This is a genomic window from Pseudooceanicola algae (genome assembly GCF_003590145.2).
Classification (GTDB): Bacteria; Pseudomonadota; Alphaproteobacteria; order Rhodobacterales; family Rhodobacteraceae; genus Pseudooceanicola; species Pseudooceanicola algae.
This window is the reverse complement of the sequence record NZ_CP060436.1, coordinates 3,143,082-3,154,850: the sequence shown is the minus strand read 5'-3', so window position 1 is coordinate 3,154,850 and position 11,769 is coordinate 3,143,082. Positions and strand designations below refer to the sequence as shown.

Sequence of the window (11,769 nt, the reverse complement as noted above, 5' to 3'; positions counted from 1 at the left end):
ACTTACCCCAGCTTCACGTTGTCGATGCCGACGATCCGGTCGTAAGCCCAGTAGAGCAACAGGACCACGCCAAGCAGGATCGTCCCGAGCGCGGCCGCAAGGCCCCAGTTCAGCGACGAGGAGATATGATAGGCGATCCGGTTCGAGATGAACGTCCCGGTGGTGCCGCCAACGATTTCCGGCGTGATGTAATAGCCGATCGACAGGATGAAGACGAGGATACTGCCTGCGCCGATCCCCGGCACCGACTGCGGAAAATAGACCCGCCAGAAGGCCGTCCAGTTGGTCGCGCCAAGACTCTTGGCGGCCCGCAGGTAGGTCGGCGGGATGCCCTGCATCACGGAATAGAGCGGCAGGATCATGAAGGGCAGCAGGATGTGGGTCATGGCGACGATCGTGCCGAACTGGTTGTTGATCATCACCAATCGGTTCATGTCATCCACCATCCCCAGCCAGACGAGAACATCGTTTATGACACCCTGCTGCTGCAACATCACCTTCCACGCCGAGGTCCGCACCAGCAGCGAGGTCCAGAAGGGCAGAAGCACCAGGATCATCAGCAGGTTGGCCTTGCGCATCGGCAGGTTCGCCAGCAACCAGGCCACCGGGTAGCCCAGCAGGATGCAGGAGCCGGTGATCATCAGCGACATGAACATCGTGCGCTTGAACAGCTTGATGTAGACCTGTTCGTTGTCGGGGCGCATCTCCATGCCCTCGGGGGTCAGCTGCATGTCCACCGAGTTCAGGAAGTAGCCCGGCGTATATCTCGGGCTGTAGGTCTGGATCGTGCTCCAGACCGACGGATCGACCCAGTCCTCGTCTTCCTCGGCGAAGAAGTCCTTCGCCGACACAAGCGGGATATCGGCCGCCTGCGCGGCGCGCAGGGCATCGACCTCGGGGCCGGAATAGGCGGCAAGATCGGCTGTCTGCAGATCGTTCATCAAGCCGACGTAGACCGATTCCCAAGGGTCCTCCTCGGCAACGACATCACCGTCGACCAGCGCCGTGTAGGACGCGAAATCGCTGTAGGCGTGGGTCGTCTCGGGCAGCAGGGCCGCGATCTCCGCGGAGGGGGCAAAGCCGACATCTCCGGGCAGGTTCTCGGTGGTCATCCGTTCGAGCGTTCTCACCCGACCGTTCAGGTAACTTTCATCGGCCTCGCCGCTGCCGGTCATCAGGCTGTACCAGAAGGCGCCTTCCGCCCAGCGTTCGTCGATTTCCTCGAGCTGGTCGAGGTAGTCGTCACCAAAGTCGTCGAGACCACGTCCCGAAGACCGGAACAGGGAGGACAGGCCGGTTTTCTCGTAGTTCAGCCGCGAGCCGAGCTTGGTGTGCTCTTTTGCTTCGGCGGCCAGGAAAAGATCGTAATACAGCGCCCGGTACACCGCTTCGTCTGGTGTTTCGGAGGTGGCAACATCCCAGTCGTTCAATTCCTCGACCGTGCCGGGCAGCGTGTTGGAGACGATATCGTTCTCGACCGAGCGGAACAGCATGTCCGCGATCGGCGCGATGAACGTGACGAGCACAAAGATCAGCAGGGGTGCGATCAGACCCAAAGCCCGCAGTTTCTGGCGTCTAAGCGCCCGGTTCAGGCTGCTTTTCAGCGGTCGCCCGTCAGCCGCCAGCATCTCGCCCCTCTTGCCGGTGGCCTCGCCCACGGCGGGGCTGGCCGGAGTAGGGCCTGTCTGCGTGGTATCGCTCATATCATCCCTGTCGTATTTTCCGGGGTCTCGCGGCGGACCCTCTTGCAGAAGGGCGGGCCCTTGGGCCCGCCCTGATATCCTGGCATCAAGCCCTTACTGAGCCAGCCAAGCCTGGAACTTCGCGTCGATGTCGTCGCGATAGTCAGCCCAGAACTCGTAGTTGTAGAGGAACGTGTTCTTGGCGTTTTCCGGGTCGGTCGGCATATGCGGCTTCATGTCTTCACCCACCAGCGGAGCCGAGGACAGACGCGCCGGACCGTAGGAGATATACTGCGACTGGTCCGCCAGACGCTGGGTGTCGGTAGCGAACTTCACGAAGTCCGAAACGCGGGCCAGATGCGCATCGTCCAGACCTTCGGGGATGATCCAGCCGTCCAGGTCGAAGACCTGTGCGTCCCACATCATGTCGACAGGCTGGTCCTGCTCGACGATCACCGAGTAGAGACGACCGTTGTAGGTCGAGCCCATGAAGATTTCGCCATCTGCCAGCAGCTGGGGCGTATCCGCACCGGCAGACCACCAGATCACGTCGTCCTTGATGGTGCCGAGCTTGGCAAGCGCCTGTTCCTGGCCTTCCGGGGTGCCGAGGACATCATAGACGTCTTCCTTGGCAACGCCGTCGCAAAGCAGGGCCCATTCCATGTTGTTGATCGGACGCTTCTCGAGCGAACGCTTGCCCGGATAGGTTTCCAGGTCGAAGACGTCGCAGATCTCGCTCGGGGCATCGGCGCCTTCGGGCACCATGTCGTTGCGGTAGCCGAAGGTGGTCGAATAGACGATCTGCGGGATGAAGCAGTCGTCGACCAGCAGGTCGCCGAAGTCGTCTTCCGCCGAGGAACCGTCATCGCCTTCGGCGAGCAGGTCTTCGGGATCGTATTCCATCGCCAGGCCTTCATCGCACAGACGGATCGAGTCCGCTGCAACGACATCGACCAGGTCCCAGGTGATGTTGCCGGCTTCGTTCATGGCGCGCAGCTTGGCGACGGCCTCGGCAGAGCTTTCGTCCCAGGTGACGGTCACGCCGGGATTCGCTTCCATGTAGGGTTCGACATAGGCTTTCAGCTGCGAATTCTGATAAGCGCCGCCCCAGGAAACGATCGTCATCTCGTTTGCCATCTCCTGAGCGGAGGCTCCACCGGCCGCAAGGACCAGGGCCGTACCAGCCAGAAGGGATTTCGTGAGTGTCATGTCTTAACTCCCAAGTTGTCCCGTTTTTTGGGTTTAACGGATCCTGCGTTACGGGCGGAACGGACGGGATCTCGATTGGCCGCATCCGCCGGTGACGGATGCGGGTGCTCTTGCTGTCGTCAGGCGTCCAGGGCTCGGCAGTCTTCGGGAAGCCAGCCGATCTCGACCTGCTCGCCCGGCTTCAAGCGGACCTGATCCGGGGCATTCCGGGTCTTGACGACAAAATCACTGTTTCCGGCCACCCGCAGACGGGTGCGGAAGATATCGCCCATGTAAACGAATTCCAGCACCTCGGCCTTCAGAAGGTGGGCGCCGTCCTGCAGGCGGCTCGGGTCCATCTCGACCCGTTCGGGGCGGATCGAGACGCGGGTCCGCTCGCCGGGCTGGCTGACGTTGACCGGACGCGCGGCGATGATCTCGCCCCCGTCCAGTTCGACCATGCAGCTGCGTTCGCCGGTGATTTCCTTGACGGTGCCTTCCAACGTGTTGTTCTCGCCGATGAACTGGGCCACGAAGCTGTTTTCGGGCTCTTCATACAGGCGATCCGGCGGGGCCAGCTGCTGGATCCGGCCGTCGTTGAACACGGCAACGCGGTCCGACATGGTCAGCGCCTCGGTCTGGTCGTGGGTCACGTAGACGGTAGTGATGCCCAGTTCATGCGCCAGACGCGTGATCTCGAACTGCATGTGCTCGCGCAGCTGCTTGTCGAGCGCGCCAAGCGGTTCGTCCATCAGCACCAGCTCCGGTTCGAAGACCAGGGCCCGCGCCAGGGCGATCCGCTGCTGCTGACCGCCCGAAAGCTGGGTCGGGCGACGGCCGGCGAATTCGCCCATCTGCACCATGTCCAGCGCGCGCATGATCTTTTCCTCGCGCTGCGACTTGCCGATCTTGCGCACCTCCAGCGGGAAGCTGAGGTTTTCCGCCACCGTCATATGCGGGAACAGCGCGTAGTTCTGGAACACCATGCCGATCCCGCGCTTGTGCGGCGGGATGTTGTTGATCGGCGTGCCGTCCAGCATGATTTCGCCATGGGTCGCGGTTTCAAATCCGGCCAGCATCATCAGGCAGGTGGTCTTTCCCGACCCCGACGGCCCGAGCATCGTCAGAAACTCGCCCTTCGGCATGCTGAGGTTGAGGTCCTTCACGACGAGCGTTTCGCCGTCATAGCTTTTCTGCACCCGTTCGAAGGCGACGAATGCTTCGCTGTTCGCATCTAATGCCAATTGCGGCTCCCCGTTTCTTTTTCTTCGCGGATCGTCCGATGCCGCGTAGGCTTGTCGGCATGGCGATCCTTGCGTCCGACCTTAGCGCATTCACCGATCCCGGCGACGTCGCCCCGCGCCATTCCGACGTCTTCTTTGGCGGAATGCACCCTGAAAATGCACTTGATCCCTGATATGTCAGACCCGAACATCATTCATGTTCAAGTATTAATCAGATCTGATTTTGTTTCACATCACTATTTGTTGGAAAAACCTTCTTTACCAGCACAAATTTCGTGATTTTTTCCGATCTGCTGGTTTGCACCGCATTTAGGCAGGCATCGGCGGTTGCGTTGCATTCCGACGTTCGGCGCCTGTTCGGCCACTCATTCACTTGCGACGTCAGTCAACCTTGAATAACGTTCAGTTTCAAGGGGACTATCTTATGAGCGTTGAAAAAGGCGAATCGCCAAAAGAAGGGCGCGTAGCCCGCCGCCAACGTCGCAATCGCGAAGCGTTGATTCGCGCCGCCAGTGACGTGATGTCCGAAAAGGGCATCGATGCGGCGACCATGCTCGAAATCGCCGACCGCGCCGACATGGGCGCCGGGACCGTCTACAACTACTTCCGCTCGAAAGAAGATCTGGCCGTCGCGGTGCTGGAAGAGATCATGCAGGATCTGTCCATCCGGGTGGAATCCGCGACCCGGTCCTTCCGCGATCCGGCGCATATCTATGCGGTGGCGCTGATGACGGTCCTGGAAACCGCCGCCAGCGATTCCCGCTGGAAGCAGCTTCTGGGCCGCTCCGGCATCGTCGCGGATGCCATGTTTCGCCGCATCGGACCGTTGACCACGGACCTGCTGGCGCGTGGTGCCAGGGCCGGTCGCTTTACCTCTGGCGACCCGGCGCTCAGCTGGATGCTGACCACCCATGCTATCGTCGGGGTCTGTCTGGCGGTCTATCGGGGTGAAACCGGTTCGGATGCCCTGCCCGCAGCGGCGATCCGGCTGCTGTGCCTGGCGGGGCTGCCGCCCGAGGAAGCCACCGAAATGGTGTCGCGTCCACGCCCCGATCTGCCCCCGGTCGAGGCCCTGACCTAGGACCTTTTCGAATCAGCTCCGCTGATCAACCCGTTGGTTGCAACAAACTCTGCAAGCGCTCCGTCGCCAGGTCGAGGAAACTTTGCCCTGCCTGCGACAGCGGGATCTCGGTATTCAGGGCAAAGGCGAAACGGTGGTTCAATTCCGGCGTGACGGGGCGGTGGGTGACGGCCAGATGGTCGTAATCCCGCGCCATCAATTCATTGACCAGCGTCACCCCCATGCCATTGGCCACCAGGGAACAGGCCGACAGGACCGAATGCGCCTCGACCCGGACTCTGGGGGTAAAGCCGGCGCCCCAGAAGGCTTCGTCGACCTCGCGGCGCGGGGCGCGGCGCCGCCCCAGCAGGATCAACTGTTCATCCCGCAGATCGGCGATCGAGATTTCGCGGCGCGCGGTCAGCGGATGGTCGTTCGGCATGACGCAGACGGTGCGGGCCTCGATCACCGGGGTGACGCTTAGACCCGCGGCCTGCACGGGGATGCGAAGAAACCCGATCTCGGCCCGTTCATCCAACAGCATCCGTTCGATCGAGTCATAGGGGCCGGTGTGCAATTCGACCTGCACAAGGTCGTTGGCTGCCAGAAAATCGCGCAGAATGCCGGGCAGGATCGACAAGGTCAGGCTGGACGGCACTGCAATCCGCAGCGTTATGGCCGAGGAATTTCCCTTGCGCAGTTCCTGCGCCAACGCGCCAAGCCGCGCGCCCCGGTCCACCATGCCGAAGATCTGCCCCTGCAACAGCCGGCAATCCCGTGTCGGCACCAGCCGGCCTTTCTCTCGGCGGAAGAGGTCCAGACCAAGGTGCTGTTCCAACTGCGTTATCCGGCGCGACACGGCGGATTGCGTGACCCCGAGGTACTCGGCCGCCGCCTGAGTCGACCCGTGTTCGATCACCGCCCGAAAGGTCTGAAGCTGGACAAGCTGCATATCTATTCCATTTACGCATAGCCGTGGGACATATTTTCATAATCTTGCATAGACTCGAATCGTCCCGCAAGCTTTCCCTCATCAGGGCCGGCAAACAGGCCCGCGACAGGGAAGCCATACGCCACATGTCACCACCAAAGGTTCAGCCCGCCCGCAACCGGCGGGCCCGCCCATGACCGTTTTCATCCTTCGCCGGGTATTTCAGGCCCTGTTGGTCCTCGCCATCACCTCGCTGGTGGTCTTCCTTGGCGTCTACGCCATCGGCGACCCGCTGGAGATCCTGCTGTCCTCGGATGCGACCATGGCCGAACGGGCCCAGGTCGCGGCCTCGCTGAACCTGGATCAGCCGCTGCCGGTGCAATACTGGACCTTCCTGACCTCCGCCCTGCAGGGCGATTTCGGCCGCAGCTTCGTCTACAATCGCCCCGCGCTCGAAGTGATCTTCGAACGGCTGCCCGCGACGCTGGAACTGGTCACCACGGCGCTGTTCCTGTCGCTGTTCCTCGGGATACCGCTGGGGCTATGGGCCGGGACGCGCCCCGGTTCGCTCAGCGATGAAAGCATCATGACCGGCTCCATCCTTGGGTTCTCGCTGCCGAATTTCTGGCAGGGCATGATGCTGATCATGATCTTTTCGGTCTGGCTGGGCTGGCTGCCCTCGACCGGGCGGGGCGAGACCGGGACGATCCTTGGCGTCCGCACCAGCTATGCCACCTGGGACGGGTTCACCCATCTGCTGATGCCCGCCACCAATCTGGCGCTGGCGCAGGTCGCGCTGGTGATCCGCCTGACGCGGACCGGCGTGCAGGAAACCATGCCGCTCGATTTCGTGAAATATGCGCGGGCACGGGGGCTGGGCGAAGGCCGCATCCTGTTCGTCCACGTATTGAAAACCATCCTGATCCCGATCGTCACCGTGCTCGGCATCGAATTCGGATCGCTGATCGCCTTTGCCGTGGTGACCGAGACGATCTTTGCCTGGCCCGGTGTCGGCAAGCTGATCATCGATTCGATCAACATGCTCGACCGGCCCGTGGTGGTTGCCTACATCCTGGTCATCGTCACCATGTTCATCCTGATCAACTTTCTGGTCGACGTGCTTTATTCCGCGCTCGACCCCCGGATCCGGGGGCGTGCGCAATGATCGCCCTGCTGAAATCCGAAAGCATGGCGGCGCGGATCGCCGGCGGCATCCTGAAATCCCCCAAGGCCAGCATCGCCAGCCTGATCTGCCTGACCCTGTTGCTGGCGGCGATCCTTGCGCCGATGATCGCGCCGCAGAACCCCTATGACCTGGCCGAGATCGACTTCTTCGATTCCAAGCTGCCGCCGATGAGCCAGGGCTATACCGGCATGACCTATCTGCTGGGCACCGATGGGCAGGGGCGCGACATGTTCTCGGCCATGCTATACGGCCTGCGCACATCGCTGGCGGTCGGGGCCACGGCGGGGCTGCTGGCCATGGCGGTCGGCACCGCGCTGGGGCTGCTGGCGGCCTATCGGGGCGGGGTGGTCGACAGCGTGATCATGCGCTTCGTCGACCTGATGCTGGGCTTTCCGACGATCCTCGTGGCGCTGATGATCCTGGTCGTCTTCGGCCAGGGGGTCGGCAAGGTGATCCTGGCGCTGGTCTTCGTGCAATGGGCCTATTTCGCCCGCGCGGTCCGGGCCACGGCCCTGGTCGAATCCGGAAAGGAATACGCCGAAGCGGCCCGCTGCCTCGGCATTCCCGCCTGGCGGATCATGGGCAGTCACATCCTGCCCAATTGCCTGCCGCCGCTGATCGTCATCGGCACCATCCAGATCGCCAGCGCCATCGCCGCCGAGGCGACGCTCAGCTTTCTCGGGATCGGGCTGCCGATCACCGAACCCTCGCTGGGGCTGCTGATTGCCAATGGCTATCAGGTCATGCTGGCCGGGCTCTACTGGATGTCGGTCTATCCGGGGCTGTTGCTTCTGATCCTTGTCTTCTCCGTCAATATCGTCGGCGACCGGCTGCGCGAAATCCTGAACCCGAGGCTGGCGAAATGAGCAATCTTCTGGAGCTGCGCAACCTCAAGACCTGGTTCGAGACCCCCAACGGCACCGTGCGCGCGGTCGATGGCGTCGACCTGACCCTGAACCGGGGCGAGATCCTTGGCCTCGTCGGGGAAAGCGGGTCGGGCAAGTCGATCACCGGCTTTTCGTTGCTGGGGCTGGTCGATCCGCCCGGACGTATCGTCGAGGGCCGGATCCTGTTCGAAGGCGAAGACCTGCGCGCCGCCTCGGCCGCCCGGCTGCGCGCCCTGCGGGGCGACCGGATCGCGATGATCTTCCAGGATCCGATGATGACGCTGAACCCGGTGCTGCGCATCGGCACGCAGATGGTCGAAACCGTGCGCGCCCATCGCAAGGTGTCGAAATCCGAAGCCCGCGCCCAGGCCCGCGACGCCCTTGGCATGGTCGGCATTCCGCGCCCCGAGGAACGGATCGACGCCTATCCGCATGAATTTTCCGGCGGTATGCGCCAGCGGGTGGCGATCGCCATCGCCCTGCTGCACCGCCCCGACCTGATCATCGCGGACGAACCGACCACCGCGCTGGACGTGACAATCCAGAGCCAGATCCTGTCCGAGGTCCAGAAACTGACCCGCGAGATGGGCATGGGGCTGATCTGGATCTCGCATGATCTCGGCGTGGTCGCCGCGCTCGCCCAGAAAGTCGCCGTCATGTACGCCGGTCGGATCGTCGAACGCGGCAGCGTGGATCAGGTGCTGGACCAGTCGCGCCATCCCTATACCCGCGGGCTGATCGAGTCCCTGCCGATGGAAAACGACCGCGGCGCGCCCCTGCGCCAGATCCCCGGACAGGCCCCGCCGGCCCTTGGCCGCCCCGCTGGCTGCCCGTTCCGCCCGCGCTGTGCCTTTGCAAGCGCCGCCTGTCAGGAAGAGCCGCCCGAAACCGGCGATCAGTCCCGCAGTTGGCGCTGCTTCCATCCGCTGATGCAGGAGGCCCCCGCATGACCGCCCCCATGACGCCTTCCCCCTCTGCGCCCATGGTCAAGGTCGACCGGGTCACCAAGCAGTTCCGCCGCAAGACCGACATGGCCGAACGGCTGGCGATCCGCGCCCGGCTGGCCAAGGACCCGCCCGTGGTCCATGCGCTGGACGAGGTCACGCTTGAGATCGCGCGCGGCGAGGTCGTCGGACTGGTCGGGGAATCCGGCTGTGGCAAGTCCACCCTCGGCCGGGTGGTGGCCGGGATGTTGCCCGCCACGGAGGGCGCCGTGCTGCGCGATGGCAAGGACATCGCCCGCCTGAAGGGGGCCGAAGCCCGCGCCATGCGGCTGGCCACGCAGATCATCTTTCAGGACCCGATGTCGTCGCTGAACCCGCGCAAGAAGGTGGCCGAGATCATCGGCGAGGCCCCGCGCCTGCATGGGATCGTGCCGCGTCGCGACACCGCCGCGCTGGTCGGGCAACTGATGGGGCTGGTCGGGCTGGATCCGGCCATGGCCAACCGCTATCCGCACCAGTTCTCCGGCGGCCAGCGCCAGCGCATCGGCATCGCCCGCGCTCTGGCGGTGAACCCCGATTTCCTGGTCTGCGACGAAAGCATCGCGGCGCTGGACGTATCGATCCAGGCCCAGGTCATCAACCTGCTGGTGCGCCTGCGTCAGGAGCTGTCTCTGACCCTGCTGTTCATCAGCCATGACCTTTCGGTGGTTCGCTATATCTCGGACCGGGTGGTGATCATGTACCTTGGCCGCATCGTCGAAAGCGCGCCGACCGCGCAGATATTCGACGCCGCGCGCCACCCTTATACCCAGGCCCTGCTGGAAGAGATCCCCCGGATCGACCGGCGCGGCCACCGCTTTTCGACCGTGAAGGGAGAGATCCCTTCCCCGGTCAATCCGCCCTCGGGCTGCCACTTCCACCCAAGATGCCCCTTTGCCATCGACATCTGCCGGACCACGCGGCCGACCCTGCGCCCCGCGCAACCCGGTCACATGGTCGCCTGCCACCTCGGCGATGGCACCGGACAACCCGCAATCAACAACAAGAAACCGACCCAACAAGGAGTTTCCACATGACTTTCGTCAAGACCGCCGCCATCGCGGCGCTGCTTTCGACTTCCTGGCTGGTCCCTGCCTTTGCCCAGGATCTGACCATCGGACGGTCGTCCGAACAAAGCTCGATCGACCCGCAGTTCTCGCGGACCGGCAACAACCAGATGACCTCGACCATGTTCTTCGACCGGCTGGTCAGCTTCGACCCCAGCCTGCAGGTGTCGCCCGGTCTCGCCACCAGCTGGGACGTGGTCGATCCGACGACCTGGGTTCTGCACCTGCGCGAAGGCGTGACCTTCCACGACGGGTCACCCTTTACCGCCGATGACGTCATCTATTCGCTGGAACGCGCGGACGAGGTACCCAATTCGCCCGCGCCCTATACCGACATGGTTTCAGCCGTGGCGACGATGGAAAAGGTCGATGACCTGACCGTCCGTATCACCACTGCCAGCCCGGCCCCGACATTGATGGAGGACATCGGGCGCGTCTTCATCATCTCGAAGGCGGCCTCCGAAGGTCTGGCCAGCGAAGATTTCAACAGCGGCACGGCGGCCATCGGCACCGGGCCTTATGTCTTTGGCGACTGGAAGCCCGGCGAGACCCTGACCATGACGGCGAACGAGGATTACTGGGGCGGCGCGCCGGAATTCAAGGATGTCGAGATCCGCTTTATCTCGAACGACGCGGCACGGGTGGCGGCCCTGCTGTCGGGTGCGGTCGACGTGGCCGATGCCCTGCCGCCGCAGGATGTGCCCCGCGTCGAAAGCACCGATGGGCTGAGCGTCTTTTCGACCCCCTCGGGCCGGGTGATCTATCTTGGCCTCTCGATGCGCTTTGATCAGGCGCCCGGCGTGACCGACCTGTCCGGCGCGCCGCTGGATGTGAACCCCTTCAAGGATGCCCGCGTCCGCAAGGCCGTGTCGCTGATGATCGACCGCGATCTGATCGTCGACCGGATTCTGGGCGGTTCGGGCGTCCCGGCCGGCCAACTCGCCCCCGAGGCGCTTGGCGGACATAACCCCGATGTGGCACCGGACACGCCCGATGTCGCAAAGGCCCATGAACTGCTGACCGAGGCGGGCTATCCCGACGGTTTCGGCATCACGATCTCAAGCTCCAACGACCGCTTTCCCGGCGACGCGGACCTGGCACAGGCGCTTGGCCAGATGCTGACCCGGGGCGGGCTGAAGGTGAACGGCGTCGAGGCGCTGCCCTATTCGGTCTATTCCAAGGCCGCGACGGCCGGCGATTACGGCGCCTTCGTCTTCTCGCTCGGGGCTTCGACACCCACTTCGGCACCGCTGCTGCAGGCCCTGCTGCACAGTTACGACAAGGAGGCCGGGATGGGCGCCTTCAACCGCGTCCGCTTCAGCGATCCGGCCTATGATGCGGCCCTGGAAGAGGCGCTGACCGAATTCGATCCCGAAGCCCTGGATGCCAGGCTTCAGGACGTGACGGCCATGGTCTTTGCCGAAACGCCGATCGTGCCGCTGTATTGGCAGAAGGTGCATTGGGGCCTGAAGGACGGGCTGAACATCGCCGCGGGCCTGTCCGAACAGACCCTGCCGCAGAACGTGAACTCGACCGAATGA

11 protein-coding genes are annotated in these 11,769 nt (G+C 63.5%); 7 read left to right on the top strand and 4 right to left on the bottom strand.

Annotated features, from left to right (window positions below):
* Nucleotides 1-2: 2 nt before the first annotated feature.
* The 3 genes from PSAL_RS14730 to PSAL_RS14720 all read right to left on the bottom strand — a co-directional run bounded on the left by PSAL_RS14730 (nucleotide 3) and on the right by PSAL_RS14720 (nucleotide 4,114).
* Nucleotides 3-1,703 carry an ABC transporter permease gene (locus PSAL_RS14730; RefSeq protein ID WP_196222794.1) on the bottom strand — a complete coding sequence of 567 codons (1,701 nt, stop codon included), beginning with the start codon at nucleotides 1,701-1,703 and terminating at the stop codon, nucleotides 3-5.
* Between the two features lie 93 nt (nucleotides 1,704-1,796).
* Nucleotides 1,797-2,891 (bottom strand): extracellular solute-binding protein, encoded by a 1,095-nt coding sequence (locus tag PSAL_RS14725; RefSeq protein WP_119839320.1) that lies wholly within the window; start codon nucleotides 2,889-2,891, stop codon nucleotides 1,797-1,799.
* A 119-nt stretch (nucleotides 2,892-3,010) separates the two neighbouring features.
* Nucleotides 3,011-4,114: an ABC transporter ATP-binding protein gene (locus PSAL_RS14720; protein ID WP_119839319.1), complete on the bottom strand. Its 1,104-nt coding sequence runs from the start codon at nucleotides 4,112-4,114 to the stop codon at nucleotides 3,011-3,013.
* A gap of 38 nt (nucleotides 4,115-4,152) precedes the next feature.
* Here PSAL_RS14720 and PSAL_RS19320 point away from each other — a divergent pair, with 38 nt between their 5' ends.
* Both PSAL_RS19320 and PSAL_RS14715 read left to right on the top strand, forming a co-directional pair.
* Nucleotides 4,153-4,287 carry a hypothetical protein gene (locus PSAL_RS19320; RefSeq protein ID WP_269212580.1) on the top strand — a complete coding sequence of 45 codons (135 nt, stop codon included), beginning with the start codon at nucleotides 4,153-4,155 and terminating at the stop codon, nucleotides 4,285-4,287.
* Between the two features lie 251 nt (nucleotides 4,288-4,538).
* Entirely contained in the window at nucleotides 4,539-5,195 is a 657-nt protein-coding gene (locus PSAL_RS14715) for a TetR/AcrR family transcriptional regulator (protein WP_119839318.1), read from the top strand.
* A 25-nt stretch (nucleotides 5,196-5,220) separates the two neighbouring features.
* On the opposite strand, the gene PSAL_RS14710 is transcribed toward PSAL_RS14715, so the two are convergent.
* Entirely contained in the window at nucleotides 5,221-6,126 is a 906-nt protein-coding gene (locus tag PSAL_RS14710) for a LysR family transcriptional regulator (RefSeq protein WP_119839317.1), read from the bottom strand.
* 172 nt (nucleotides 6,127-6,298) lie between these two features.
* Here PSAL_RS14710 and PSAL_RS14705 point away from each other — a divergent pair, with 172 nt between their 5' ends.
* The 5 genes from PSAL_RS14705 to PSAL_RS14685 are packed head-to-tail and all read left to right on the top strand — an operon-like array spanning nucleotide 6,299 to nucleotide 11,769.
* Entirely contained in the window at nucleotides 6,299-7,270 is a 972-nt protein-coding gene (locus tag PSAL_RS14705) for an ABC transporter permease (protein ID WP_119839316.1), read from the top strand.
* Nucleotides 7,267-8,157 carry an ABC transporter permease gene (locus PSAL_RS14700; RefSeq protein ID WP_119839315.1) on the top strand — a complete coding sequence of 297 codons (891 nt, stop codon included), beginning with the start codon at nucleotides 7,267-7,269 and terminating at the stop codon, nucleotides 8,155-8,157. Before PSAL_RS14705 ends, PSAL_RS14700 begins: the two co-directional genes overlap by 4 nt.
* On the top strand, nucleotides 8,154-9,128 hold the full coding sequence (locus PSAL_RS14695; protein WP_119839314.1) for an ABC transporter ATP-binding protein: 975 nt from the start codon (nucleotides 8,154-8,156) through the stop codon (nucleotides 9,126-9,128). Before PSAL_RS14700 ends, PSAL_RS14695 begins: the two co-directional genes overlap by 4 nt.
* Complete coding sequence (locus tag PSAL_RS14690; RefSeq protein ID WP_231388531.1) at nucleotides 9,125-10,198, top strand: ABC transporter ATP-binding protein; 1,074 nt, start codon at nucleotides 9,125-9,127, stop codon at nucleotides 10,196-10,198. Before PSAL_RS14695 ends, PSAL_RS14690 begins: the two co-directional genes overlap by 4 nt.
* The gene (locus tag PSAL_RS14685; RefSeq protein ID WP_119839313.1) at nucleotides 10,195-11,769 is read left to right on the top strand and encodes an ABC transporter substrate-binding protein; all 1,575 of its coding nucleotides are present in this window, start codon (nucleotides 10,195-10,197) and stop codon (nucleotides 11,767-11,769) included. Before PSAL_RS14690 ends, PSAL_RS14685 begins: the two co-directional genes overlap by 4 nt.

What these genes read in the sequence shown, in the direction of transcription:
- PSAL_RS14730 (WP_196222794.1), bottom strand. Translation starts at nt 1,703, where the DNA reads ATGAGCGATACCACGCAGACAGGCCCTACTCCGGCCAGCCCCGCCGTG.
- PSAL_RS14725 (WP_119839320.1), bottom strand. Translation starts at nt 2,891, where the DNA reads ATGACACTCACGAAATCCCTTCTGGCTGGTACGGCCCTGGTCCTTGCG.
- PSAL_RS19320 (WP_269212580.1), top strand. Translation starts at nt 4,153, where the DNA reads ATGCCGCGTAGGCTTGTCGGCATGGCGATCCTTGCGTCCGACCTTAGC.
- PSAL_RS14715 (WP_119839318.1), top strand. Translation starts at nt 4,539, where the DNA reads ATGAGCGTTGAAAAAGGCGAATCGCCAAAAGAAGGGCGCGTAGCCCGC.
- PSAL_RS14710 (WP_119839317.1), bottom strand. Translation starts at nt 6,126, where the DNA reads ATGCAGCTTGTCCAGCTTCAGACCTTTCGGGCGGTGATCGAACACGGG.
- PSAL_RS14705 (WP_119839316.1), top strand. Translation starts at nt 6,299, where the DNA reads ATGACCGTTTTCATCCTTCGCCGGGTATTTCAGGCCCTGTTGGTCCTC.
- PSAL_RS14700 (WP_119839315.1), top strand. Translation starts at nt 7,267, where the DNA reads ATGATCGCCCTGCTGAAATCCGAAAGCATGGCGGCGCGGATCGCCGGC.
- PSAL_RS14695 (WP_119839314.1), top strand. Translation starts at nt 8,154, where the DNA reads ATGAGCAATCTTCTGGAGCTGCGCAACCTCAAGACCTGGTTCGAGACC.
- PSAL_RS14690 (WP_231388531.1), top strand. Translation starts at nt 9,125, where the DNA reads ATGACCGCCCCCATGACGCCTTCCCCCTCTGCGCCCATGGTCAAGGTC.
- PSAL_RS14685 (WP_119839313.1), top strand. Translation starts at nt 10,195, where the DNA reads ATGACTTTCGTCAAGACCGCCGCCATCGCGGCGCTGCTTTCGACTTCC.